The organism is Alteromonas profundi (assembly GCF_010500865.1).
GTDB classification, from domain to species: domain Bacteria; phylum Pseudomonadota; class Gammaproteobacteria; order Enterobacterales; family Alteromonadaceae; genus Alteromonas; species Alteromonas profundi.
Genome location: NZ_JAAAWN010000026.1, coordinates 1 through 24180 on the forward strand (window position 1 = coordinate 1; position 24180 = coordinate 24180).

Annotated in this window: 26 protein-coding genes; 17 read left to right on the top strand and 9 right to left on the bottom strand. The window is 44.8% G+C overall.

The window, feature by feature from the left end; translation table 11 throughout:
- Window positions 1-301: group II intron maturase-specific domain-containing protein (locus tag GTH32_RS15815; protein WP_281360029.1), on the top strand; the 301-nt coding region annotated here is incomplete at its 5' end.
- A 122-nt stretch (window positions 302-423) separates the two neighbouring features.
- On the opposite strand, the gene GTH32_RS15820 is transcribed toward GTH32_RS15815, so the two are convergent.
- A complete protein-coding gene (locus tag GTH32_RS15820; protein ID WP_163087549.1) occupies window positions 424-1308 on the bottom strand; it encodes a LysR family transcriptional regulator in 885 nt (294 codons plus the stop codon).
- A 363-nt stretch (window positions 1309-1671) separates the two neighbouring features.
- Here GTH32_RS15820 and GTH32_RS15825 point away from each other — a divergent pair, with 363 nt between their 5' ends.
- Complete coding sequence (locus GTH32_RS15825) at window positions 1672-2664, top strand: 5'-methylthioadenosine/S-adenosylhomocysteine nucleosidase family protein (protein ID WP_163087551.1); 993 nt, start codon at window positions 1672-1674, stop codon at window positions 2662-2664.
- Window positions 2665-2732: 68 nt separating this feature from the next.
- On the opposite strand, the gene GTH32_RS15830 is transcribed toward GTH32_RS15825, so the two are convergent.
- On the bottom strand, window positions 2733-3176 hold the full coding sequence (locus tag GTH32_RS15830) for a DUF2721 domain-containing protein (RefSeq protein ID WP_163087553.1): 444 nt from the start codon (window positions 3174-3176) through the stop codon (window positions 2733-2735).
- Window positions 3177-3378: 202 nt separating this feature from the next.
- Here GTH32_RS15830 and GTH32_RS15835 point away from each other — a divergent pair, with 202 nt between their 5' ends.
- From GTH32_RS15835 to GTH32_RS15855, 5 genes are all read left to right on the top strand, one after another.
- Window positions 3379-5454 (top strand): TonB-dependent receptor, encoded by a 2076-nt coding sequence (locus tag GTH32_RS15835; RefSeq protein ID WP_163087555.1) that lies wholly within the window; start codon window positions 3379-3381, stop codon window positions 5452-5454.
- Window positions 5455-5651: 197 nt separating this feature from the next.
- Window positions 5652-6944: an NAD(P)/FAD-dependent oxidoreductase gene (locus tag GTH32_RS15840; RefSeq protein WP_163087557.1), complete on the top strand. Its 1293-nt coding sequence runs from the start codon at window positions 5652-5654 to the stop codon at window positions 6942-6944.
- Between the two features lie 206 nt (window positions 6945-7150).
- Window positions 7151-7447, top strand: a complete 297-nt coding sequence (locus GTH32_RS15845) for a hypothetical protein (RefSeq protein ID WP_163087559.1) — start codon at window positions 7151-7153, stop codon at window positions 7445-7447.
- Between the two features lie 45 nt (window positions 7448-7492).
- On the top strand, window positions 7493-8056 hold the full coding sequence (locus GTH32_RS15850) for a CBS domain-containing protein (protein ID WP_163087562.1): 564 nt from the start codon (window positions 7493-7495) through the stop codon (window positions 8054-8056).
- Window positions 8057-8444: 388 nt separating this feature from the next.
- Window positions 8445-8870 carry a hypothetical protein gene (locus tag GTH32_RS15855; protein ID WP_163087564.1) on the top strand — a complete coding sequence of 142 codons (426 nt, stop codon included), beginning with the start codon at window positions 8445-8447 and terminating at the stop codon, window positions 8868-8870.
- Here the strand turns inward: GTH32_RS15855 and GTH32_RS15860 are convergent.
- Window positions 8867-9814, bottom strand: a complete 948-nt coding sequence (locus GTH32_RS15860; RefSeq protein ID WP_246223290.1) for an alpha/beta fold hydrolase — start codon at window positions 9812-9814, stop codon at window positions 8867-8869. The two genes, GTH32_RS15855 and GTH32_RS15860, sit on opposite strands and share 4 nt — an antisense overlap.
- 133 nt (window positions 9815-9947) lie before the next feature.
- Between GTH32_RS15860 and arfB the strand changes: the two genes are divergently transcribed.
- Entirely contained in the window at window positions 9948-10361 is a 414-nt protein-coding gene (arfB, locus tag GTH32_RS15865; RefSeq protein ID WP_163087566.1) for an alternative ribosome rescue aminoacyl-tRNA hydrolase ArfB, read from the top strand.
- A gap of 125 nt (window positions 10362-10486) precedes the next feature.
- Window positions 10487-11164: a SurA N-terminal domain-containing protein gene (locus GTH32_RS15870; protein WP_163087568.1), complete on the top strand. Its 678-nt coding sequence runs from the start codon at window positions 10487-10489 to the stop codon at window positions 11162-11164.
- Between the two features lie 230 nt (window positions 11165-11394).
- On the opposite strand, the gene GTH32_RS15875 is transcribed toward GTH32_RS15870, so the two are convergent.
- The gene (locus GTH32_RS15875; protein WP_163087570.1) at window positions 11395-12216 is read right to left on the bottom strand and encodes a DUF4437 domain-containing protein; all 822 of its coding nucleotides are present in this window, start codon (window positions 12214-12216) and stop codon (window positions 11395-11397) included.
- Between the two features lie 147 nt (window positions 12217-12363).
- On the opposite strand from GTH32_RS15875, the gene GTH32_RS15880 reads away from it, so the two are divergent.
- The 3 genes from GTH32_RS15880 (at window position 12364) to GTH32_RS15890 (ending at window position 15229) form a co-directional block, all read left to right on the top strand.
- Entirely contained in the window at window positions 12364-13332 is a 969-nt protein-coding gene (locus tag GTH32_RS15880) for a LysR family transcriptional regulator (protein WP_163087572.1), read from the top strand.
- A gap of 92 nt (window positions 13333-13424) precedes the next feature.
- A complete protein-coding gene (locus tag GTH32_RS15885) occupies window positions 13425-14183 on the top strand; it encodes a hypothetical protein (protein WP_163087574.1) in 759 nt (252 codons plus the stop codon).
- A gap of 125 nt (window positions 14184-14308) precedes the next feature.
- Window positions 14309-15229: an outer membrane beta-barrel protein gene (locus GTH32_RS15890; protein ID WP_163087576.1), complete on the top strand. Its 921-nt coding sequence runs from the start codon at window positions 14309-14311 to the stop codon at window positions 15227-15229.
- Here GTH32_RS15890 and GTH32_RS15895 read toward each other — a convergent pair.
- A complete protein-coding gene (locus GTH32_RS15895; RefSeq protein ID WP_163087578.1) occupies window positions 15220-16518 on the bottom strand; it encodes a S8 family serine peptidase in 1299 nt (432 codons plus the stop codon). The two genes, GTH32_RS15890 and GTH32_RS15895, sit on opposite strands and share 10 nt — an antisense overlap.
- A 309-nt stretch (window positions 16519-16827) precedes the next feature.
- On the opposite strand from GTH32_RS15895, the gene GTH32_RS15900 reads away from it, so the two are divergent.
- Genes GTH32_RS15900 through GTH32_RS15910 form a run of 3 tightly spaced genes read left to right on the top strand, consistent with a single transcriptional unit; the run spans window position 16828 to window position 18606 of the window.
- Window positions 16828-17316, top strand: a complete 489-nt coding sequence (locus tag GTH32_RS15900) for an RNA polymerase sigma factor (protein WP_163087580.1) — start codon at window positions 16828-16830, stop codon at window positions 17314-17316.
- Window positions 17316-18098: an anti-sigma factor gene (locus GTH32_RS15905; protein ID WP_203565522.1), complete on the top strand. Its 783-nt coding sequence runs from the start codon at window positions 17316-17318 to the stop codon at window positions 18096-18098. Before GTH32_RS15900 ends, GTH32_RS15905 begins: the two co-directional genes overlap by 1 nt.
- Window positions 18088-18606 (top strand): CC0125/CC1285 family lipoprotein, encoded by a 519-nt coding sequence (locus GTH32_RS15910; protein ID WP_163087646.1) that lies wholly within the window; start codon window positions 18088-18090, stop codon window positions 18604-18606. Before GTH32_RS15905 ends, GTH32_RS15910 begins: the two co-directional genes overlap by 11 nt.
- Before the next feature lie 45 nt (window positions 18607-18651).
- On the opposite strand, the gene GTH32_RS15915 is transcribed toward GTH32_RS15910, so the two are convergent.
- Both GTH32_RS15915 and GTH32_RS15920 read right to left on the bottom strand, forming a co-directional pair.
- Window positions 18652-18843 carry a CsbD family protein gene (locus tag GTH32_RS15915; RefSeq protein ID WP_163087582.1) on the bottom strand — a complete coding sequence of 64 codons (192 nt, stop codon included), beginning with the start codon at window positions 18841-18843 and terminating at the stop codon, window positions 18652-18654.
- Window positions 18844-19271: 428 nt separating this feature from the next.
- Complete coding sequence (locus tag GTH32_RS15920; protein WP_163087584.1) at window positions 19272-20483, bottom strand: MFS transporter; 1212 nt, start codon at window positions 20481-20483, stop codon at window positions 19272-19274.
- 326 nt (window positions 20484-20809) lie between these two features.
- Between GTH32_RS15920 and GTH32_RS15925 the strand changes: the two genes are divergently transcribed.
- Complete coding sequence (locus GTH32_RS15925) at window positions 20810-21043, top strand: hypothetical protein (RefSeq protein WP_163087586.1); 234 nt, start codon at window positions 20810-20812, stop codon at window positions 21041-21043.
- Window positions 21044-21464: 421 nt separating this feature from the next.
- Here GTH32_RS15925 and GTH32_RS15930 read toward each other — a convergent pair whose 3' ends face one another.
- Window positions 21465-22697, bottom strand: coding sequence for an ABC transporter permease (locus tag GTH32_RS15930; protein ID WP_163087588.1), 1233 nt, complete (start codon window positions 22695-22697; stop codon window positions 21465-21467).
- A complete protein-coding gene (locus GTH32_RS15935; RefSeq protein ID WP_203565523.1) occupies window positions 22687-23397 on the bottom strand; it encodes an ABC transporter ATP-binding protein in 711 nt (236 codons plus the stop codon). Before GTH32_RS15935 ends, GTH32_RS15930 begins: the two co-directional genes overlap by 11 nt.
- Before the next feature lie 170 nt (window positions 23398-23567).
- Here GTH32_RS15935 and GTH32_RS15940 point away from each other — a divergent pair, with 170 nt between their 5' ends.
- Window positions 23568-24131 (top strand): DUF3299 domain-containing protein, encoded by a 564-nt coding sequence (locus GTH32_RS15940; RefSeq protein WP_343033451.1) that lies wholly within the window; start codon window positions 23568-23570, stop codon window positions 24129-24131.
- Window positions 24132-24180 lie beyond the last annotated feature (49 nt).

Here is a 24180-nt window from a genome sequence, read left to right on the forward strand (position 1 = left end):
GTTTAGTCACTACTTCAAGATAGCCAATGCGAGCAGGGCATTTAAGCAAATAGCGAGCTGGCTAAGGCGCCGCTTGCGCAGCATCCAACTTAAGTTATGGAAGAAGGCGAGCCGCCTCCATCGCTGGCTAAGACAGCATGGTTATAAAGGTAAGTTCGCTCACATCAACATGACGAGTTGGTGCAGTGCGCGAAGTCCCTTAGCAAGCTACGCGATGCCAAACAGTTGGTTCGATGAACTCGGGCTAATGAACTTGGAAAATGTTGCAACGGGATATGTGTTTAGCAATTACGCTAAATAACTATGTACATGAGCCGTATACGAGGTCCGTATGTACGGTTCTGTGAGAGGGATGAGGCGGTAACGCCTCACCCTACTCGATATGTCAATTGAATGGGGCAACTAAATCCAGTAGAAGGACGTTTATACTTGCTCAAACCATTCTTGCAGGCAGTTAATAGCAGCGCTTATCTTGGCAGGAATAAGTTCGCGTTTCGGGGTCACTGCGTAAACGGTGTAGTCGGGTAATTGCCAGTCTGAGAACAGTTGTTGCATTGAACCATCGTGTAAAAGATGACGTATTTCTGGCTCTGGTAGCACAGCGTACCCCATCCCATCGCGTGTAAGTTGAATAAGTGTTTGCATTGAGTTTACGTCGATACGAGGCGAAGGTAATGCCATAGACGGGTGTTTGGCGTGCCCTATGGTATAGTCTTCGATATGGCGATGGGCTATGTAGGTATAGTCTTTTAGTGCCTCGGGGGTGTCTAAATGTTCGTTCGCCAGAGGATGTTCTGATGAGACGCACAAATAGCGATTCCACGTAGCCAGTTTTAAACTGCTAAAATTGGCATCTGAGAGCGGGGCAAAGCACAACACTAAATCTGCCCCAGAAGCGATAATGTCTTTAGGTTCATCGGTAACCGTTAAAGACACGGAAATTTTAGGGAATTCTTCACAGAGCTTATGAATGGGACGGCTAAGTAGGCCGCCGCCAAAACCTTCAGGAGCAATAATTTTAACCTTTCCAGAGGGCGCATCTTGTAAGGTTTCGATCTGTTCTTGCGCTAATTCAGCTGTTTTTAGCATTTGCACACTGGTGTCGTAATAAATTCTGCCAGCTTCGGTCAAACTCAAATTACGCGTGTTTCGGTTGAATAAGCTAAGGCCAATATCCTGCTCTAACTTTCTAAGTTGCTGACTAATAGCGGAAACTGTCATGTGGAGTGATCGCGCCGCAACGCTCATGCTACCGCTTTCGGCCACAGCTACGAAAACCTGTAGAGAGCGAAGTAATTTCATATTCATCTTACAAAATCCTATTTTCAAAAGCCGATGCTTTCTTATCCTAAAGTATTAGTCTTTATTTAACGCTAATGTAAATCAAAGCCGCTAAAACTACAGCAGTGTTGAACGCATTTTGCTGCAACTAAGCGTATTTTAAGGTACTTCTTGGTTCTATCAGGGGAAAAACTGATGTGAGGGAGGCGTGTAGACGTTATGTTCACAATCTGTTTTTTTAATGTAAATGTAGGTTTTACTTCTTTATTTACTGTTAAAAGCTGATAGTTTATTGGTTCAGGTAGCAATAATAGACAATTATTTTAGAAAGACATTGGTGCCTTTACATAACCTTTACTTCAACTGTATTACACCGACGAAGAGCAAAGAATGAAAAACATACGTTTACTAGTAGTTATCGTGCCTTTAATCGCTTGGGTGGCAGGGTGTGCCACAACATCAAGGCCCCATCAAATAAGTTCATACCAAGGAGATCCGCTAACAGCCGTAGTAGTGGCCTATGCGCCGGAGATGGAGGGAATTTTAAACCGTATAGAGAGTGACCCTGAAGCCAGCATCGTTAGCACTAAAACCATTAAAGGTGTCACCTACCGCCTAGGTACCTATCACGATGCGCCTATTTTAGTTTTTGCTACCGGAATGAGTATTGCTAATGCCGCGATGACAATGCAGATGGCATTAGATTACTTCCCCATTGAGCAGGTGATATACATGGGCATCGCTGGGGCGGTAAACCCTAAATGGCAGCCTGGCGACGTTATCGTGCCCGAACGCTGGTACTATCATGACGAAAGTGTGTATACCAATGAAAACCCTGACAAGCCAGGTGAGTATGTATTACCAGAATACTACGCGGCATTCTTAGAGGCGCAGCCAGAGCGCCAAGCAAAAGACCCCCACTTGCCGAAGTACAAACCCTTTCACTTTATTCATCCAGACGAAGTCCTAATTATTAAAGAGGGAATGGATAAGCCACAAGATACGGCTTACTTCTCTGCTACCCCGCGACTATTGAAAGCCGCGGAAGCCGCTATAGAAGAGATGCCTACCCAGCGTATTTTAGAGAAACGAGATGCGAAGCTGTATGTCGGTGGAAATGGTATTACCGGATCGGTATTTATGGATAACGGAGAATACCGCAAATGGACAAGAGACGTGTTTAACGCCGAAGTCACCGAAATGGAATCAGCGGCGGTAGGCCAAGTGTGCACAGTGAACCAAGTGGATTGGATGGTAATACGTGCTATTAGTGATTTAGCGGGAGGACAAGAAGGGGTAAATACAGAAAACCTGTACGATAAAGAAGTGTCTCGCGTTGGGGCCAATGTGCTTTTCTCTGTTCTCGATGAACTTTCAGAATAAATACGTAGGCCTACAGGTTCACGACACAGTGAGGCTGTGTCGTGAATTCTTTGTCTAAGAGGAGGGGGTTATCGAATAGTACGAACCATATTAATGGTTTTTGTCGCTAGCTTAACTTCTAGTAAAAATACCAGCAACGCACTAATCAAAAAGGCCATGGCTAAAATAAACAAAGCGACCACCGGTGTTTTAAGGTCTACAAGCCATAGCGATCCAGCGAACAAGGCCATGATAACCGTACACACCATAAGCCCCGAAGCCACGCACAAACCAATGGCCCAATTGATAACCTTCACTCTGCGCCACAAAATTTTAATTTCTTTTTTTGAGCTCTCTACAATGTGGGGGTCTGATAGCGTATGAATCTGACGTTCTGCTACACGCACCCGGTCGGATATTCTTCCTAACCGTGAAGACATAACATTAAGAAACCCGGCAATACCGGTAAGTAAAAATACCGGGGCAACGGCAAATTCAATAAGCTGAGAAAGGCTGGGTATCAAGGCGTTCAAATGGCTTCTCCAACAACAAGGTAAGCAGATAAGTAAAAGCTGCTAGTGTACCCAATAAAGTGGTTAAACAAACCATTAGAGAGTGGAAAAGCGTCTTTTTTGATAGATAAATTCGCGCTTTTATGAACCCAATTAAATGCATACACTTATAAGACTATGATGCGGGAAAGCACTCATACCTTACACCACGAATGGAGACGCTATGGCGATTATTGCGCGCATTACACCTTGGATAATACTCTGCGTAGGGGGGCTTGCTCAGTCAAACGTATACGCTCAAAGCGTAGAGGATATTGAACATATAGTCACTACGACATCGCGGGTGACTACGTCTGCAAACAACCGTGGATACCAGGTGTCTACGGTATCGCAACAAGACCTTTCATTTCTTTCATTACAGCACGTTCAAGAGGCGCTGAATTATATCGCAGGGGCAGGGGTTCAGCGCGGTAACGGGCAGGAGTACTTGCCCGCGCTTCGTTCACCAGTACTCACGGGCGCTGGGGCCTGTGGTGGTATTTTAGCGGCAGAGGATGGGATTGCCCTGCGAGCGGCTGGCTTTTGTAATATTAACGAATTGTTTGAAGCTCACAGTGAAATGGCGCAACGTATAGAAGTGTTAAAAGGCCCTAATTCGGTCCTGTATGGCTCAAACGCTATTCACGGCGTAATAAATGTTATCACGCCAGACACTACCCGAGGGGGCGGTAAATTAGGTGTCGATTACGGCTCATACGGCTACCATCGCGTGAAGTTTAGACAAGGCAAGGACAACGGTGATAGCGGCATTGGCGTTAATGCTAGCATCACACGTGACACGGGTTACCGCAACGATGAGGGCGTTGATCAGGAAAAGGTAAATGTAAGGCATAGACGCGACTTTGATACAGTAACCATAAATTCCGGTTTAACCTATACCCATCTTGAACAAGATACGGCTGGGTATATTACTGGCTTTGAAAGTTACAAAGTGCCGGAAATTGCGAGAAGTAATCCCAACCCAGAGGCATTTAGGCATGCGCAAAGTTTGCGCCTTTGGAGTAAGGCAGATATGCGTTTTGATAATGGCAGTGCGCTTTCCATAACGCCTTACTATAGAAGCCAAGATATGGATTTTCGCATGCACTTTTTACCCGGCAAACCGCTGGAGCATAATTACCAAAAAGGCGTAGGGTTACTTTCCCAATATCGCTACTTCATTCACTCTCATCTTTATCTAGATACTGGTATTGACCTTGAATATACCCAAGGTGGGTTGGTGCAATCTCAAGATGGCCCTACCCTTGGCTCAGATTTTTTAGTGGAAACCGTGCCTGAAGGTAAACATTACGATTATGATGTTGATGCTAGTTTAATTGCCCCTTATGTAGCGCTTAATTGGCAGTATCAGCAATGGGATATATCGCTGGGCGCACGTTATGAACGTATGAGCTACGATTATACCAATAATATGCTTGCTGGGCGTACACGGGAAGACGGCAGTGAATGTGGGTTGGGTGGATGTCGCTATTCGCGACCTGAAAGTGGTGATAATCAATTTAACGAACTTAGCCCAAAATTATCGGTAAGCTATCAACTAAGCCCATCTACGCGCTGGTTTGCTGGTGTGTCGCGGGGCTATCGCGCACCCCAAGCCACCGAGCTATATCGTTTACAGCGAGCCCAGCAAGTAGCAGAGTTAGCGTCAGTTATTGCCACGAATGTTGAGTTTGGTGTGCAGCAAACGCTGACTAACGGCGATTTCACCCTCGCCCTTTATAGTTTAACTAAAGATAACGTTATCTATCGGGACAGTAACTTCTTTAATATCAATAACGGCGAAACCTGGCATAGAGGTGTAGAGTTAACCCTTAATTACCAATTTACAACTAACCTCGATATAGCTTTCGCAGGCAGTTATGCCCGTCATACCTATGAACATAGCCAGTTGTCAGGAGAAGTAGATATAAAAGGGAATGATGTTGATACTGCACCGAAAGCGCAAGTTAATACCCGAATGGGGTATACCTTTACACCGCGTTGGCGCGGTGAAGTCGAATGGCAGTACGTATCTAGTTACTTTACTGACATAGAAAACCAACATACGTATGACGGACACGGGTTGCTGCACCTGCGTTTACAATATGACTGGCGAGCAGACACAACTGTTACGCTAAGAGTGAACAATTTGCTTGATAAAGCTTACGCAGACCGGGCGGACTATACCGAATTTACAGAGGATCGTTATTTCCCTGGTCGCCCTCGCTCCTTTATGCTCAGTGCCATGCATAGATTTTAATAAGTTATAGCGTAATTATATTGAATATAAGCCTGAGCCCCTTGTTATAAGAGGGTTTCAGGCGTACTCTAGCGCACTACAAACAGCATCCTTAAAGCAAATAATAGCACTATTTTATTCTGCCTTAACGCAGTCACGCCACGTATCAACGTTTTTTAAGCGCTAATACGTGGAATGATTGTTAATAGGTGAAACCCATGCAAAAAATAGTGATTGTCGGTGGCGGCGCAGGAGGCCTTGAGCTTGCGAGTCGTTTAAGCCGCACCCTCGGGAGAAAAAAACAAGCCGAAATAACGTTAGTCGACCGAAGTCGAACCCATATCTGGAAACCCCTGCTACATGAAGTTGCTGCAGGCATTATTGACAAACATTCAGATGGCGTTGATTACGCTATCCACGCTGCTGCACATCATTATCGTTTTCAGCTAGGCGAGTTATGCGCCATCAATGCGCAAGACAAAACCATATCGCTTGCCCCTCTTTTTGATGAAGAAGGCACAGAAGTGTTACCCCAGCGGGAAATTCGCTACGATGAATTAGTGCTCGCTATTGGTAGTGTCAGTAATGATTTTAAAACGCCAGGTGTCAGTCAATATTGCTATTTCCTCGACTCCTTGAAGCAAGCAGAGCGTTTTCATCGCGCCCTACTTAATCAACTGATTAGGATTAATCAGCAAGATACATGCGACGGCGCAATTAAAGTTGCTATCGTAGGGGCGGGTGCAACAGGTACAGAGCTGGCGGCGCAGTTACATCATGTAGCCAATCTATCGAAAGCCTATGGTATGCCTGATATGTCAGCTTCACGGTTGAAAATTACAATTGTAGAAGCCGGTCAACGCATTTTACCCGCGTTGCCAGAGCGGATTGCCAATTCTGCTCGAAAAGCGCTACAAAAGCTTGGCGTCGATATAAAAGAGCAAACTATGGTTGCCGAAGCAGATGCTAATGGGCTTATTACCAAAGACGGCGGCCGTATCGACGCAGATCTTATGGTTTGGGCGGCAGGTGTAAAAGCGCCGGATTTTATCGCCAATATGAACTTGTTTGAGACCAACCGTGCCAATCAAATTTTAGTCGATAAACAGTTACGTAGTCGTACCCATAGCAGTATTTGGGTGCTAGGTGACTGCTGTGGCTTTCAGAAAAGCGATGGAAAATGGGTGCCGCCTAGAGCTCAGTCGGCCCACCAAATGGCAGAAACGGTGGCCTACAACATTCAGGCGATGTATGCCAATAAGAGCCTAAAAGAGTACACCTACAAAGACTATGGTTCATTAGTTCATTTGAGCAAATACAGCACCGTGGGCAGCCTAATGGGCTCGTTATCAAATAGCAGTATGTTCGTAGAAGGCCGACTAGCAAAACTTGTGTATGTATCTTTGTATAATATGCATCAGTTTGCAGTGCACGGTAAAATAAAGGGGGCGCTTAAGCTATTGATCAAAAAGCTAAGCAATGCAATTAGCCCTAAATTAAAGCTTCACTAAAACCTTTCACGCCTATGCCCTCGTACATTTGTTAGTAGCGGTACGAGGGCGCATCAACAGCGCCAATTTCTTTTGTCGTAGTAAATCTGCATCTCATCTTTGCAAAGAGATAGAACAAACAAAAATTAAGATTGGCGACACTTAATTTTAAAAAAAGAAGCCTATAGTAGAGATATCTGGTTAATTTTTTTGCTATCGATGGGAACATGGCGAATTTACTACTTCTTCTACTTACGCTCTCTTTTGCGATGCCCGACCAAGGCAGCGAGAGTGCGGGTGGGCGTGGTATTATCGACCAAAGCGGTTACACGCTATTTGCGTGTACACCACTAAATAGCAGTGGCGACCCTAGTGATGGCGGCGATTCCGACCTTCCTACCCAGCAAAGTCATGGCATTTTAGCCACACCGTTATATCCCGCAACTTTCGGTTTCTACTTTAGCGTTCCCCGCCAGGTTATGGTGGGAACCAGTGTTATTCGCGCCCCTCCTTTTTTAAGTTAATTGCTTCTTATTTTTACAATTTAACTTAATTACTAGGAGAAGGTTATGCATACCTTACCACTTTATAAAACCGATGCGGCCGATACACTTGTATGGCCTGTCATTGAAAACTCGATATCTATGTCCTCGTCAGCCATGGCTGTTTTTACTGACTTTAAACAACATACGCCACACGTTATTGATGCTAGTGAACCCGCCATTAAGGTTGAAAATATTATGCGCCAGTCTCATGTGCGTATGATGTTGGTGGTAAATGCAAACAACGAATTTATCGGCGTAGTAACCGCTGATGACGTGGATGAGCAGCATATAATGCAGCGCACCGTAGAGCTTAAAGTGACACGAGAAGAGCTACAGGTTCGCGATTTTACTAAGCTTAAAACCTCGCTAATGTCGTTTGATTTTAACGAATTAGCGCGATCTTCTGTAGGCGATGTAATTGAAACGCTTAAAGATTACGGCCAACATCACTGTTTGGTGTTAGACAGAAGCAACCATGAGGTTAGAGGGGTAATTAGTGTTAGTGATATTGCAAGAGCGTTGAAAGCGCCTTTGAATATTCAAGATAAACCTACCTTTTCCCAACTTATACACGTATTAGCGGCGTAATTCGTCGCATTTTACTTCCTTAGCGCAATAGCGTTTACCGCTGTTACGCTAAGGTCTATTTGCTACTAATCGCTGCTAACACAACGGCTGTTTCTTCACCCGTTCCTTTCTCTTATGCTGCAAGCCTAGGCGCGTAAATTTAAACCGTTGGCGTTGCTTATTAGTGTCACATTCGCTTACACGCACCTAATATTCTATGGCCTCTTGTTTTTACTTTTATTTATCTAATCATCTTTTTTCGTAGCTATCCCGTGCTGCTTAAGTGCTTTGTGGCTTTTTCGTCACAGCGTATAACAACACGCCTTAGATTTGCCAACAAGTTGGAATGGTATTTGCGAATAGAAAGAGATAAGCAGGCTTTTCAACATGGTTTAACCGAGGTGACATAATGATGAAATCAGCATATCCACCTAGCGTGGTGTTCAAGGCATTCACGTGGGCCTATCAAGATTTAGGCTTAACTCAATCGGAAGCGGCTGAATTACTTAGTATTTCTGAAAACGCACTACGCCAAACCTTATTATTAGGGTTTGAAAGTGGGACGCTAGAATATCGTCGTCAGCTATCGTTTATTCGTATGTATCATTTACTCATTGCCCTGTCAGAAGGGGATACTGATGCCATGCGTATGTGGTTTCATAGCTATCAGGGGCCCATTAACGCATCGCCGAAAGATCTGTGTTTCGCCGAAGATGGCATCGAAAAAACCACCCACTACCTACGCGAACTGAAACAGGATAGCCTTACTGGGACTTTACCTACCCATGCCCTTAGCCTTCGTGGTTCAAATAGTGTGGCTGAGTTGACCCACTAAGTACCGGATGCTCGAGCGTTTACCTTGTCGATAAAGGCTTTGCATTCGCGCGCCCGAGTAATGGGGATCATGTGTCCCGCATTAGGTATAACCTCACTTATACTGTTAACCACTTTACTGGTTACCGCGGGTATGTGGGTATTGGGCCGCAATATCTTGTCGTTTTCACCAAATAACACGCCTACAGGGCATTTGATTTCATCATAACGCTCGTACTGCTTATATAAACTACTTGCTGACGCCACTATGTCACTGCTGGCGTGAAAAAAGCGTTTTGAATGAAGTGAAAGAGCACCGCCACCTTCAAGAGCAAATGTGTTAGGTACCGCTTCTGGGTAAAAAACTTGAGCCACGCCTTTTTTCCCTCTTTGTAGTTGCAGTGGGGTAGCTAGGGTATTGGCAAGTAGGTGGCGTAAACCCGTATGGGGTATATATAGCGACATTAAAGGGCCGGGGGGTTCCATCGCGGGGGTGGTAAGTGGGCATAAAAGTGTAATAGCGTTTATTCGCTGTGGTGCATCTAGGGCAAGCCTTAAGGAAATGGCGCCGCCCATAGAGTGTCCTACAACAAAGGCCGTGGTTAACCCTACTTTATCCATCCACTGCAATATCATTTGGCTTTGCTGTTTAAAGTTTGCCGACGTGTCGGCGTGGCGCTCAGAGAAACCACTGCCGGGTCTGTCTATGTTGTAAACCGTATAACGCTCTGCAAGTTGGGTAGCGAGAGTTGAAAAATTCAATCCATTGCCGGCTAACCCATGTATTAATATCAGCGCTGGCCCTTGGCCTTGTTGATGCCAATGAATACGTCCACCATCAACCTCGGTGAAGGTGCCAGTAGGAAGAAATTGCCGTTCTATTTTCTTATTCGTGTGTCGGGTGAACCACCAGGTAGTTAACAGCATGAGAGCGATAACGACCGCAAAAACAATGAAGTAAGCCAAAATATATCCCTGATACCCTGATGGTGGTGTAAAAACAAACTAATAGTAAAAGAGGGCTGAGTCAATCCAGTGTTTTAGACAAAACTAAGAATAGCTGTCAGACTAAAACACGAATACGAGGAGAGTTTTAGATATGCTGGAAATAACACCTTCTGTGACAATTGACGAGAACGAAGTCGATATGCAGGCAATAAGAGCACAGGGATCAGGTGGACAGAACGTTAATAAAGTTAGCAGTGCGATTCATTTGCGCTTCGATATACCCAACTCTTCGCTGCCACAAAATATGAAAGACACTTTATTAAATTTAAATGACACTCGGGTAACTACCGAGGGTGTGTTTGTATTAAAAGCACAAAGTTACCGCACCCAGGAGCTTAATCGCGAAGATGCTATTAAACGCCTGAAAATGTGGATAATTAGTGGAACAAAGAAACAAAAGCCCCGCAAGCCAACTCGGTTAAGTCGTGCAGTGAAAGCGCGCCGAGGTGAAGCGAAAAAGCAGCGAAGTGCGCGGAAATCGCTCCGCAAAAAAGTGGAAATCTAAGCCAATATAGCCTAAAGTATTAGTCTTCAGCGACGTCATTGTACAAAACGAATGGAAAATTCTAATAATTTTAAAGAATACGTTTTGCGTTCATGCTGTTAGCAACAAATTAGGGAAGCACTTAAATGACACGTTCTGACATTATCCCCATGGTACTTTTTGGTGCCATCTTAGTGTCGCTTGGGATTAATACACCTCAAGCGGCAAACGAAATAATCGCGCGCCTATTCGACAAGTCAATCGCCAACAGCGAGTTACAACCGTCACAGCAAGATGTGGATAGGTTTCAAGCTATTCTTACTGATAAGTCGGATAAAGAAATTCGTCAACTGCTCGCTCAACGGGCTTTAGGTGAAAAAATTTCCGAGTCTGTTCTGGCCGACTATGCGCAAAAAAATAATATTGAGCCAAATGCAGCTGAGATCCAGTCGGCGTACTCAGTGATTAAAACGTGGACCTTAGATTTAGCTGAACAAGAGGGCTATTCACAACAAGAAGTCGACCGGTATCGTCGCGCAATGGCACAAGGAATGGCGAAAAGTTGGAAAGTATCAAAATCTCTTTATGAACACTTCGGTGGCGAAGTGGCATTTCAACAGAGCAATCCATTAACCCCTGTAGGTGCGTACCGCGATCTCTTCGCTCAGTACCAAGAGAAAGGCGATTTTGTTATTTACGATCCCATTTTCAAGGCGGCTTTTTGGGAGTCGGTAAAAGTACGCTACGCCAAAGTACTTGATGAAAATGACGTAGACTTTACTACCCCGTGGTGGGAATACTCGCAAACGGCAGCGAGTGAATAGTTTTAAGCAAGGGATTTTTGCCAGTTAGTCGTATCATCCCTTACTTTTATCGCATAGCATAAAAGTGTAGTAATTCCGCCTTTCTACAAGACAAGCCTTTTTCCAGTTTAAAATTATCAGCAATGTGATTATTACATTGCTGATAATTGTCGTTTCTTTGTCGGCCCCTATTTGGGCTCTCGTTCAGGCTTTTAGCTTTTTAACGTACTTGTGTGACCAAAAGCATGCTTCTAATTTACTTGGTATTCGTCGTTTGTACGAATATAAAGCGTAGCCGATGCATTGCCATTATTTTGAATGTGGTGGGTGAACTTACCTGTAGATTCTATAAAGCTGGCTGGGCGCAACGTAAGGGCGGTACTTTGCTCATTTGAGGAGTAGTTAACATCGCCGCTAATGACCACGGCGCGAAACTCGCTGGCGTGCGTGATAATTTCGCCGTTAAAGCCTACAGGTAGTTTGATCATTGAACCTGTCATATTGAGGGGACTTTCCCACACGAAAGTAGACTCTACGCCAGCGGCAGTAATATTGCTTAGTTCGCTACTGTCTAGCCAAACAATGTTATCTGCATGCATATTAAGCGGGCGTTCACCATTATCAAATTGCGCATCGGTAGGCTTCACTAAATAAGGGCCACTGTCTATTTCAAGGTATATTAGATTATTCTGGCCGTTGGCGGCTGTCGTATGGTTTTCGCCAGCGGGCTGGGTCCAAAAAGAACCAGTAGGCATCCACATCTTTTCCGCTTCTGGGTCGTCATTATGCATCTGTCCTTCAATAACAATGCCACGGTATGTAATGTTATGAATATGCGGCGGCGACTCAAAGCCTTTTTTAAACTTCACTAACATACCTGTTGCAGTATCTGTGGTTCTATCTCCCCATAGATCGGCGGCTCCTGGGCTTTTATCGCCACGAAGGGGGTTAAGAAAGCCCCAATTAACGTCGCTAGCGACTACCACGTTTGCCACGTTTTCTTGGGCAAAGGCAGGGGCTAATGTGAGTGATGCAACAAGGGCAAGGGCAGAGGTGTTGATTAATCGTTTCATTGAAGTGCTCCGTTTAGGTTGTTTTAACTATAGTAGTACCTAACATTGTTTCTATAAATGCGGTAATCTTTGATTTACTTTCGCTAAAACGTGGATAATAAAATGCCTATATCTTTTGTTTGCCCAAGTGACTATTAAGAGATTTGAATGAAAATTGCCGATTTACAGGTTTTGTTAAAGGTTGCTGAACTCCACTCTATTACCCAAGCCGCTAATCAGTTGGATATGAGTTCTTCTGCTGCCAGCGTATCGTTGAAGCGAGTAGAGCAAGCATTAGGAACCCAATTGTTTGTACGCACCACCCGACAAATTAGGCTAACCCCTGAAGGTGAGCGTTACCTGCCTCTTTGTAAACAGGCGTTGACCCTACTTCAACAAGGACAGCTGTTAATCAACGAAGAGCAGCAATCTGTGAGCGGAGAGGTGCGTATGGCAGTGTCTAGTGAAATGGGGCGCAATCTTATGCGGGTGTTGCTGAATAAAATTATGGATCAGTATAAAGGCATTACACTAAGGCTGCATGCGAACGATAGCCGCGCAGACTTTTATCGTGACGGCGTTGATGTGGCACTGCGCGCAATAACCAAAGATGCAGCGCAAGATTTAAACTTATATGGCTTTAAAATTTGCGATATTCCTCATGTATTGTGTGCGTCTGAAAACTATATTGCGTTGCACGGGCAGCCTACCAGTCCAGAAGATTTATCGAATCACAATGCCTTGCTATATAAGCTTTACGAAGTTGTACACGATAGCTGGGAGCTCTACCAAGGCGGGCAAAAATTCAAAGTTAAGATGAATAGCGATCGGGCTGTAAATGATGGCGATATTGTAAGGCGCTGGTGCGTAGACGGCGCAGGAGTAGCAAAAAAATCAGCCATTGATGTTGCGCAAGATTTGCTGACTGGACGACTTAAACGGCTTATGCCTGATTACACCATTCCGTTAACCGAAATGTGGCTAGTGCTTCCAAGTCGGCAACTAATCTCGCCCGCCATTCGACATATTCGAGATGAACTAAAGCGCACAATAGCCGATTTACGAGAGCAATTAATTGCCCATGGCATCATTGAAGTAAAAGAGTGGCCACAGCTAGAATTACCTGCAGAGGTTTAAGTTAATTTTTCATTTTTTACTCATTGGGTGGAATAAACCTTCTTATTTAACCGTTATCTCAGTGTCCATTATGAAAAACAGGAGATTAACGGATGAACAAGTTAACTACAGCGATAATTTTAGCCCTTGGTGTGTCAGCTCAGGGCGTTTATGCACAGGAAACCTCTGCTAGCGTAGACGCTTCATCACAATCTTCCCTTCAACTGAGTATGGCGGGAGATAATGATTTTGCCAGCACAAGTAACAGCGATGCAACAGCGCAAAGCGCGGTAAACGGTGCAGTGTTAGTTTCGGCCAGTGTGCCTAGCGACACCGAAGCCGCATCCGACGTAGCCAGTGACACTGAATCGACAGCAGGTTCAAATACCACCGCAGATGCAAGTGCTGATAGCGACACTGATCAAAACCTAATAGCTAGTGCTGATGAGAGCCAAGACGAAACACAAAGTGAGGCAGAGGAAGGCGTAGAGCAAACCTCTACCTTGCTAATGAATACCACTGCCGATACCCGTTCCTCAGTGGCAACAGTAGTCAACACAAGTGCCTCATTGATTGACAGTGAAGAGGCAACAAATTTGACCGCCAATGTAACCGCAAATGTGCAAGGTGTAGTAACTAATGCAGTAGCGAACACCGTTGATACGACTGTGGCGTCTACCGTTACCTCTACTGTTAATTCAACAGTAGAAGGCAGTGTAAGCGCGGTGATTGATGATGTCGTAGCCTCAAGCGTTGAAGGAGCCTTAACATCTGCCGTTGATAGCTCGGTAACTACGGCGGTAAGCGATACGGTAACAGGGTCGGTTGAAGAGAGTATTGCCAGTAATATTAGCGGTATGATTGGTCAATAGCATAGCCGCGTTCAATAACTAAGGCAGCCGTACTCTTTAGGGCGCGGTTGCCACGTTCATTTAACTTCCCTCTTGTACCGCAGTGCTTTTGTTAACAGCGGTCCTTCGCTACAAAAAGATGATTTATGAAAACCTGTCATAAACTCTCAGCATTCAGCTTTATATTGTTAAATATGTCCTTCGCAGCAGCGCAAAGTAATGAAAACGATGGCACTTGGTATGATGTAAGTGGCAAGGCGTATTTGGGCTATGGCTATGATAGTAATGTGAGCGTTAGTGAACTTGATACCAATACGGATACCTCAGATACTGCTACCTATAGCCGCGCACAATTAAAAGTGAAACTTAGGCCCAACAAGCGCTGGACGTTTGCCGGTTCCGCGCAATATGCTAACACCAAATACAAAGAACAATCTGCGTTTGATTTGGCAATAACCACCTATTCAGGTGAAATGAGTTACCAAGCCCCATGGGTTAAAATAGGGATGCATCATTACCATGCTAATGCTGATTTAGACAGCATCCGTTATCTTACTTATAAGCAATCTGGGGTTTCTGCAGGCAATGGTTTTTTAGAGCGAGCTTATTGGCGCGTCAGTGCTGATAGTATCGACAAAGAATTACCTGCGGATACAAGGCGCAATAGCGATGCTGAAGCATTAAGAGGTGATGTGTTTTGGTTCTTCAACCAGGCCTCATTTATAAAATTTGGGGCTAGCTACCACGATGAAGATGCCCTTGATACCCAGTTTGATTTTGCTGGCAAAAAAGTTGATGTGTCTTACGCATTAACGTTTCCTCTTCTTGCCAAGATGAGTGAAATCACCGTGGCATATGAGTATGAGCAGCGCGCTTATGAGAATGAAGGCCCGGGCGGGGTAGGGCGAGAGGACTACCGACAACGTATTAAAGCGAATTTTACGTATCCGCTCTACGACTTTGCCGATATTAGCCTTAATACTCAATATGGCAATTACAATTCCACCGTGGTAAGTGCTGATTATAAAGAAACCGTGGCGGAGCTAGGCGTTCGACTTCACTTTTGAATAATACCATACCCATAAACCATGTCTCTACCTATCTCTCCCGCATCAACGGCCATCTCAATAAGTTGTGTCATGGCCCTAGCCCTGTCTTTGCTTGAACGCAGGGCGCAGGCATAGCGTGCAGTTACCCGCGGGGCAGCCATGGATGTCCCTGTTTCTCGATAGGCTTCTTCTTGAGGATGGGCAGTTTTCACAGACACCCCAAGAGCCGAAAAATCGATATAGTCGCCCTGATTCGCCCATCTATAAATAGCGTTGGCTTTATCTACTGCTGTTACCGCAACCGTGCTGGCATAGGCCGCTGGATAAGCTGGGGGAGCCGCTGGACCTTCATTGCCAGCAGCGCTAACTACCTGAATTCCCTGCTTATCTATGGTCTTTAGTACACTTTCCAATACCGGGTTATGGGGTCCGGCGAGGCTCATATTAATTGTGTCTACCTGCAGCGCAGCTAAATATTCCAGCCCGTTTATCAGGGCAAAAAGGGTTGCCCCTTGGCTTACTGAATTGCGCTGATAAAAAACACCAGCGTTATATAATTGGCTGCCCGCGTGCATTTCTTCGGCTAATAAACCGGCCACCGCGGTGCCGTGAATATTACTTATTGGTGTGCCTTCCTCTAAGAAGCTTTGCTGTTGTAGCTGAATATGCTGAAACACCGCATGTTCAGTGTAAATTTGTGTATCGATCATGCCCACTCGGGTAGGTATTTCGCATTGACGTATAGGGGGCGTTGCCGATATTGGGTCGCCGTGTATTGCCCCACTTTGCGATAGATACACATGGTTTCTGGCAATTTGCGCGCTAAGTGACGGCGGTAAGGTGTCTCTAATTCTAGACACTTCATCTAGCGCCGCTGAAACCTTTACCGTGAAAACCCATTGTGAAAGCGAAGGTAGAAAACGTGCATCAACCACAGTAATGTCTGGGTGCGAAAGGGCGTGTATATCTTGTTGCCGACCGAGTAAGACCCATTCCCTTTCAACCGCAATATCTCCTTCAGGGGTGATAACTTCCCGTAAAATGTGTTTCCCACCCGCGGCTTTGATGGCCACAGTTTCAGGTATTGCAAATAAAGGTTTAGTTAACCGTTGGCCAACCTTGGAAAGCTGTTGTTGCTGCTGAACTACATTATCTCTAAGTCCTTGGCGTATATCGGATAAGTCCTTAGGAAGTTTATCAATTATTGGTGTGATAGGGGCTACCACCTGCGGGGGCAATGTAAGTTGGGCCTGCGCGTTAAACACAGTGAACATGGCTATACAAGAAAGCAAACGTTTTACGTTCATATATCACTCTTAGTTATTTGGTGCGGTGTTGTTGCTAACCCTGTCAGTAACTTTAGCACTGTATTCGCTCCAATTTTTAGGAGGTGAAAAGACAAAGGCGCAGAATAGTTATCTATAGCATAGGGCGATAGCTGTACCCGTCTTTTAAAAGGATGGCACAAATCGTGCCACGCAATCTATTATTCGAAGCGTGCCTTAATTGTTTATAGGGTTAACGAGCGCGAACGCAAAAAATTCCAAATATTAGGGAATAAAGTCACAGCTGACACGTTAACTCCATATAAGGCGTAAAATAATAGGTAAATAACAATGCAAGAAGAGCTTACCGATTTAGTCCCCTCATTGAGGAAATTTGCATACTCGTTAACGGGGAACATGCATGATGCAGATGATCTACTCCAAACTACCCTTGAGAAGCTGCTCTGTAAGCCGCTGCCAAAAGAGGCCACATTGATGGCGTGGGCGTTTCGCGTATGTCGAAATGTATGGATTGATGAATATCGGGCACAGAAAGTAAGGCAGCAGGCTGCCCAGTCACCAGAATTACAGGAACAAGGAAACGTTGAAGAAGACGCGGTGCTAAGCGGAGAAATTACTTTAAAGCAAGTATCTAATGCAATGGGGTCGCTACCTGATGAACAAAAGGAAACACTTTCATTGGTTGCGGTACAAGGTATGAGTTATCAAGATGCCTCTAAAATATTGTCGGTTCCCACCGGTACTATTATGAGCCGCCTAGCGAGGGCTAGGGCAAAGCTAAGTACCGTACTTAGAGCTGAGCATGGAGTATTTTCATAATGATGTCAGATGAAAAGCTATCTGCATTTTTGGATGCTGAATTAAATCATAACGAAATGGAAGAGGTGCGCGAAGCCCTCGCTAATACCCCTTCGCTGGCCGATAGATTAGCAGCATTGGCTCAAGTAGATATGGTGGTAAAACAGGCGGCCGAGCTGGCGACGAGAACACCGCTACCCGCTGAAATAGTTTCTCTGCTAAGTAGCGAGAAACCTGAACACCCGCCTTATCGTTCGCCGCATTCAGAGCAGGCTTCTAACATAAGCCCTATAGGCCAGCAGCGAAATAAAATAAAAAAATGGACGGTGCCACTGTCGTTAGCCGCGGGTATCGCCGCTGTGGCCGGCCTTAGCTATATGCAGCTGAGTTCTTCTCCTTCAAACGAAAATAACTATTGGGCAAGTGTCTCTGCGGCCCTTGATACGGCGCATAGTGGTGAAACCATTACCTTAACGTCAGGGCTTAATGTTACCCCTAAATTATCCTTTCAAAGCACAACCGAAGGATTGTGTCGTCAGGCTGAGTTAGCGGGTCAAGATGAACTTAATGTGGTTATCGCTTGTAAAAACCAACAAGGAAACTGGCAGTTGCAGGCAACTAAAATTTTACCCATCGGTCAGTCGCAAGGCCAGTACCAAACGGCCAGTGCAAGCAAAGTGCTAGAGCAAGAGTTAGATGAATTAATGGCTTCTGCACCTTTTAATCGCGTGCAAGAAGCGACTGCTATAAAGCAGCAATGGCAAGAAACTAAGGTTGTTACAGGAGAAAATGATGAAAACTAAATTCAGTGTATTTATCGCAATTGTGGTCATGATGGGGTGTGCCAATAAACCCGATTACCGAGAAGCCAATAATGGCGGGTTTGGCTATACCGAAAGCCAACTCAGTGAAACCCAGTATCGCGTACATTTTAAAGCAAAAGGAACCGATAAGCGTAAAGCAATGGATTACGCTATGTTACGCGCAGCTGAGCTAACCTTATTAGAGGGGTATGATTGGTTTGTTGTTACAGAGCGAGAAACCATGGTAGATAAAGAAACGGTAGAAACTAGCCCGCAGGTGGGATTTAGCCAAAGGTACGCACGGGTTACCGACTGCGGCGTGATTACATGTCGCACTACGTACCATCCTACTACCCAATTTGAAACAGGTATTCATGTGGGCGGCTCACAAGAAAGTGAAATTGAGAGTATTTTAAGTATCGAATTGGGTAAGGGGCCTCGCCCTACCGGTGCTACGAGCTTTGATGCAAGAGAAGTTCGCAGTAATTTAGAACCAAAAGGTGAGTAAAAAAAGACAAAAAAATAGCCCCGAAAGGGGCTATTTCCATGAATACTAGCTGAGGTAGCTGTCCACTTCTTTTTCAGCCTCATCACGGCTTTTACCGTAAGTCTGCTGAATTTTACCGATTAATTCTTCGCGTCGGCCATCAATAACATCCATATCATCATCGGTAAGTTTACCCCACTTCTGTTGGATCTTACCTTTCATTTCTTTCCAGTTACCTTCAATACGATCGTTGTTCATAACATGGCTCCTTTTCCAATGTTGCTGACAAATATTGTCAGTTATTAATAGTAAAGCAATGCCTATTCCAACATGTAATTCATTGATTTTGATTGATTTAGTTTTTGCTTTAGCGGGGAGGAAAAGTCTCGGTGCGCATAATTTACAGGCGTGTGCAAAGCCTACAGTGAAAAAACGGCAAGATGGATTAAAATATAAGACGGAAAAAAGGCGTAAAAAAAAGGGGCTAATAAGCCCCTTACGAAAATCACAACATAACTTGGAAAACACATTTACACACTACAAAGCCACACACAATTGACTCCATATGTAAGTAAGACGGGTGAAGTAAGAGAAAGTTCAGCTTATTTTAAAATAAAACGAATTTATTTATTCAACGCCGATTAATTTCAAAGGGTAAATTGAAAAACTAACTTTATTTCAGTGGGTTATTTGTTTTTAGCGCGCACTAAAAAAAATACTATCATGGTAAAAACCGCCAATAAAACGCTCGCAGCCAAAAATGGTGCGTGTATATCGCCTTGATATAATGCTGCAGCTAGCGGGGGGCCGAGAATATACCCCATAGCGGGGGTGGCGGTAATGTAACCGGTAACCTTTGCCTGATTCTCAGGAGCACAGTAACTGGTTGCAACAGCTGCTAATGAAGGGTAGCCCATTCCCATGCCTAGGCCCATCAATAGCATGGCGATATACAATGTGTAGATGTGTTGGTGTATAAACATCAATAGGTAAGCAACGCACAATAGCGGCAAGGCTATTCGTATTAAGTTGTCAGCAGAAAAACGGGCTTTTTGTACCACCAATATCTGTATTGATAAGGAAGTGGCGGCGCTTAACATCATAGCGATACCCACCTGTTGGGCTGACTGCACCGGCGACTTACCGTAATGGTCGATAAAGAAAAAGCCCAGTGTCTGTTGCATCATTGCCATTGCACAAAAAATACTCGCGCATGAGAGTACCAATATTAGCGTGATACCTTTTGCAGGCTTAGCGAGTGTTGGTTGGTTTGTTTGACTTTGTAAAGATGGAGACGTTTGGATAGTCGGCAGCTTTCGCCACACTAGCACAAAGGCGAGCAAGGTAAATACCACTACGCTGTATAGCGGTGTTACCAGACCAAAGGAGACTAATGCTCCCGCATATACAGGGCCAAAAAGTTGGCCTACGTTATTGGCTGAAGTAACACGGCTAATGGCGCCTACGCGTTGTTGATCGCTACTAATACGTATTGCATAGCCCACTGCACAAGGTGGTGACGCAGACATAATAGTAGACTGTAAGCTGCGCGTAATCAGCAGGGCGAAAAAGAGCGCTGAGCCACAAAGCACCCCAGCATATCCAAGTGACCACATACCTGCGAAAGCAAAAGTGCCGATGCTATACCCTGCTAAGCCCACCATAAGAAGCTTCCGATAACCTTTGTGTTTTGCTACTCGGCTCCAAAAGCTCGTTCCAATTGCAAAAATAAACGCCGAACTAGACATTATTATTGCGATATGAAATTCGCTCAAACCCGCTTCACGTCCCATAGATGGCAAGGTGGTAAGCATAACGCTTTGGCCGATAGACGTGGCTAATAAGGCACAAAACAGAATGTTCAGTGAAGTAGCCCTAGGCTGGTGTGTTTTGTTCATGAAGGTACGCAGTATTTTTTAAACGCGAGCTTAGCGATGGGCGAAAAATTGCAGCGCACAGTTTATCATAATTAGATAAAAAAATGCCCGCCAAAGGCGGGCCAAAATCAGAGGTATGTAAAGGCCGGGATGGGCCTTTGAGGGGAGAGGCTAGCTGCCGGTTGGCAACTCACAACATATATCGAAAATACATGTTGCGTTCCTCGCAATGGTTTCGCTGAATGCGAGCGCAAAAGCTTGCTTTCAACGCGACCAAATAGGGTCACAATCCTTTGCTATACGTGACATCATGTCAGTACCAGTGATGCAGGTAACCAACCACAATAATGTATCCTTCACTATTACTGGTTTTGCTTCCTAGCAGGCTTTATTGGCGCTTTGAGCCAACCTACGCTCACTTGGTGTTCAACGGCGCATTAGCACCAGCGCAACATTCCGTATCTGTGCTTCGCCTACTTAGACTAAGCAAGGGTAACGTCACTGTTAACCCATTACGTCATCCTGACATTCATCAACCTATCCATGATGATGGTTGCGTTGCTAATGCCGCATATACCTAAGTTGCAATACGAGCCCGTAATCCTTACATCCTTGGTTGGCTAAATTCCTAACATCCACTGTTACCAACCGATCTCAATATTTGCTTGTTTACGCGATTACCTCGTAATCCTAAGCCATCCTAGCTACACGTGAACACTTGGTGTTATCCGTTAGTCTAATATATGCTGGTATCGTGCCAAGAGTTAATTTTTCTTAATTTAAGTTGTAATATGTTGTTTTAAAAGTATTTTGTTGTATTTTGGGCGGGGGTGTCGCGTAGCGAGTGAGCTGGCGTGCAGGTAGGCTGTGAATAATTTTCCTATTGCTAGTTACTTCTTACATACACGTAATTTTTTGCTATTTATTGCGCGATGAGAAAGGGAAAAGGCGGAAAAACTTCTTCCGCTCTTCTCCCTATCATGTCTGTTAATTTATTCCTATCTATAGCCGGGCATGAAGGCCATTTCGATAGGCATCTATAGCTGGAATGAGGGACGTAAGTAAGCTGGCGACTACCACACCTGCTAGCAATACAGCGTTGGTGGGGGAGAGCACGTTGGCTGAAATAAATAGCCCATAATGGTTAGCGAGTGTGTCACTAAATAAAGTAAACAAGCCAAATGTTAGTAATAAGGAAGCCAAGCAAGCACTGAGAGTGATGATTAAGGCTTCTACCACAATCAGCATAAGCAATGTTAGGCTACTTGCCCCTAGTATTCGAAGTACGGCTATTTCTTGCTCTCGTTGTTGCATAGAGGCTAACAACATGGTGGATAACCCAAATAATGAAGAGAGCATCACCAAACCACTGATGGCCATAAGAATGTTTTCTACACTTGCCATCATCTGCCACAGCTGGGCTAATGCTACCCCAGGCAATATGGCCATGAGTCTGTCGCCTTTGTAATTATTAAGTTGTCGCTGCAAGGTGAAGGTGGCAAATTTATTGTTAAGCCCCACCAATACCGCGCTTATCTGTTTTGGCTTTAGGTTTAGTTGCGTTTCGCTAGAGGCGCTTAAATATTGCCGCAATGCTTTAGCAGGCATATGCATAGCTTCAATACCTTGCAGGCTTACGTGAACTGTTTTATCCACAGGTGTCCCTGTTGGCGCAAGAATGCCTGTGATAGTAAAGGGGGCATCGTCATGATTTTTAAAGCTGACCGCGCCGACACCATGGGAAATAACAATATCGTCACCTACTTGGTAGCCTAGCTTTTTGGCTACATCGGCACCAATCACCGCCTCTAAAGGCTGGGCAAAAGCGCCCCCCGATGAAAACACTAATGGCTGTTTATTGCCATAATGAAAATGCGTGAAATAATCGGGGCTTGTCCCTAAAACGCGGTAGCCACGATGGGCATCACCTAGGGCAATGGGCACGGCCCACGCAACTTGAGCGTGATTTTGAAGCATGTCATAACTGCTATACGAAATGCTGTTGGTAGGGCTTCCCATTCTGAACACACTGTATAGCAGTAAATTCAACTGCCCGCTTGGCGCGCCTACAATTAAATCTACGCCCGATACTGTGCGGGAAAAGCTTTGTTCCGCTTGACTGCGAATATGCTCAACACTAAGTAGTACGCTAATACTGATCAGCAGCGACAAAAAGGTAAGCAGTACCGACTTTCTTCTACTTTTTAAGCTACTTAATGCAAACCTAAACAACATGGTTTGGCTCCTTTATCGTCACTAATTCTTGCAACGCCACCTTTTGAGAAAAGTAGCTTGCTAATTGCGGGTCGTGGCTGACAAAAATGACGGTAGTGTTATGTGCCTCACATAAATTCAATAACAACGACATAAAGGCATCTCGCGCGTTGGCATCGAGTGCCGAGGTTGGCTCGTCCACCAATAATAATTCAGGGGCGTTAATTAACGCGCGTGCTATGGCAACGCGCTGTTGCTGGCCAATACTTAAGCTGCTGGCAGGTTGGCTGGCAATATAATCGGGTAGCTGCAATTTATGCAGTAAGTCGAAGGCGTGCTCATCTGCCTGTTTGCCTTGCTTGGCGAAATAGGCGGCAAGCCTAATATTGTCTAAAACGCTCAAATGAGCAATTAAATTAAACTGCTGAAAAACAACGCCTATGTGTTGGGCCCGAAGTTTATCTCGTTGGCTGTCGCGACAGGTTGAAAAGGGCTTATCGAGTAAATGAATGGTGCCTTGCTGGGGGACTAAAATTCCTGCTAACAAATTAAGTAAGGTTGTTTTCCCCGCGCCAGAGGGGCCATGAAGAAAGATTCGCTGCCCTTTTTCTATTTGCCATTTGGGCAAAACAAAAGACGGCGCCTGCTTATTGTAGGCGTATTCTAAGTGCTCAACACAGATGACTTGCGTTGGCGATGAAGGGGGTATTTTAGCGGTCAAAATTTCTCAACGACTCGTTGTAGTTTATGTTATGTTATAACATGCTGTGGCGGTAAGGCGAATGCATGTTATCGCGTCTAACGCTTAACTGACGGATTTGAGTAAAACCTTATATGCACGTAATTAGAAAAACAACCGCAAAATTTTTGCGCGTAATCGCCTCCAGGAAAGTGGCAGCTTATGTATTTATTGCTAGCGGTATATTGATAGTGGCAAGTGCGCCCGCTGTTAGTGCAGATGCGCAAAGCTATGAAGAAATAGATTGGACAGAATTAATGCCCGCCGAAGACTTAAGTGCTCTGTTAAATAGGCCAGCATTTTTGGATGACATCGCCGATGGTTCGGCGCAAGATGCTCTCGACAGCTTTCAGCAACGTCAGTTAGAAGATGAACAGGCGCAACAATACCAAGCCGCGCTGTCATCCACTCGTGTTATTCAAGGGTTTGATAGAAAAGCTATTCGCATTCCTGGGTTTATCGTACCTTTGGAACAAAATGAAGATAAAGAAGTAACGCGCTTTTTTATTGTTCCCTATTTCGGTGCTTGCTTACACATGCCGCCGCCACCGCCAAATCAAATTTTGTATGTCGAGTCAGAGCAAGGCATTACCTTGGAAAATCTTTACGATCCTTACTGGTTTGAAGGTATCGTTTCCATAGAACAAAAAGTAGATGCTATGGGTACATCGGCCTATTCATTGTCACTGGATAATTATGCACTGTACGAGGAGTAAAGATGCTCTGGTTTCAAATACTCGGCCAACAATAGCAGGTGCTACATTA

Excerpts from the sequence above, each read along its gene's own strand:
- GTH32_RS15870 (WP_163087568.1), top strand. The coding sequence starts at position 10,487 with ATGACACGTTCTGACATTATCCCCATGGTACTTTTTGGTGCCATCTTA.
- GTH32_RS15895 (WP_163087578.1), bottom strand. The coding sequence starts at position 16,518 with ATGAACGTAAAACGTTTGCTTTCTTGTATAGCCATGTTCACTGTGTTT.
- GTH32_RS15910 (WP_163087646.1), top strand. The coding sequence starts at position 18,088 with ATGAAAACTAAATTCAGTGTATTTATCGCAATTGTGGTCATGATGGGG.
- GTH32_RS15825 (WP_163087551.1), top strand. The coding sequence starts at position 1,672 with ATGAAAAACATACGTTTACTAGTAGTTATCGTGCCTTTAATCGCTTGG.
- GTH32_RS15930 (WP_163087588.1), bottom strand. The coding sequence starts at position 22,697 with ATGTTGTTTAGGTTTGCATTAAGTAGCTTAAAAAGTAGAAGAAAGTCG.
- GTH32_RS15820 (WP_163087549.1), bottom strand. The coding sequence starts at position 1,308 with ATGAATATGAAATTACTTCGCTCTCTACAGGTTTTCGTAGCTGTGGCC.
- GTH32_RS15925 (WP_163087586.1), top strand. The coding sequence starts at position 20,810 with ATGTATCCTTCACTATTACTGGTTTTGCTTCCTAGCAGGCTTTATTGG.
- GTH32_RS15840 (WP_163087557.1), top strand. The coding sequence starts at position 5,652 with ATGCAAAAAATAGTGATTGTCGGTGGCGGCGCAGGAGGCCTTGAGCTT.
- GTH32_RS15905 (WP_203565522.1), top strand. The coding sequence starts at position 17,316 with ATGATGTCAGATGAAAAGCTATCTGCATTTTTGGATGCTGAATTAAAT.
- GTH32_RS15885 (WP_163087574.1), top strand. The coding sequence starts at position 13,425 with ATGAACAAGTTAACTACAGCGATAATTTTAGCCCTTGGTGTGTCAGCT.
- GTH32_RS15875 (WP_163087570.1), bottom strand. The coding sequence starts at position 12,216 with ATGAAACGATTAATCAACACCTCTGCCCTTGCCCTTGTTGCATCACTC.
- GTH32_RS15835 (WP_163087555.1), top strand. The coding sequence starts at position 3,379 with ATGGCGATTATTGCGCGCATTACACCTTGGATAATACTCTGCGTAGGG.
- GTH32_RS15855 (WP_163087564.1), top strand. The coding sequence starts at position 8,445 with ATGATGAAATCAGCATATCCACCTAGCGTGGTGTTCAAGGCATTCACG.
- GTH32_RS15920 (WP_163087584.1), bottom strand. The coding sequence starts at position 20,483 with ATGAACAAAACACACCAGCCTAGGGCTACTTCACTGAACATTCTGTTT.
- arfB (WP_163087566.1), top strand. The coding sequence starts at position 9,948 with ATGCTGGAAATAACACCTTCTGTGACAATTGACGAGAACGAAGTCGAT.
- GTH32_RS15845 (WP_163087559.1), top strand. The coding sequence starts at position 7,151 with ATGGCGAATTTACTACTTCTTCTACTTACGCTCTCTTTTGCGATGCCC.
- GTH32_RS15890 (WP_163087576.1), top strand. The coding sequence starts at position 14,309 with ATGAAAACCTGTCATAAACTCTCAGCATTCAGCTTTATATTGTTAAAT.
- GTH32_RS15880 (WP_163087572.1), top strand. The coding sequence starts at position 12,364 with ATGAAAATTGCCGATTTACAGGTTTTGTTAAAGGTTGCTGAACTCCAC.
- GTH32_RS15900 (WP_163087580.1), top strand. The coding sequence starts at position 16,828 with ATGCAAGAAGAGCTTACCGATTTAGTCCCCTCATTGAGGAAATTTGCA.
- GTH32_RS15915 (WP_163087582.1), bottom strand. The coding sequence starts at position 18,843 with ATGAACAACGATCGTATTGAAGGTAACTGGAAAGAAATGAAAGGTAAG.
- GTH32_RS15850 (WP_163087562.1), top strand. The coding sequence starts at position 7,493 with ATGCATACCTTACCACTTTATAAAACCGATGCGGCCGATACACTTGTA.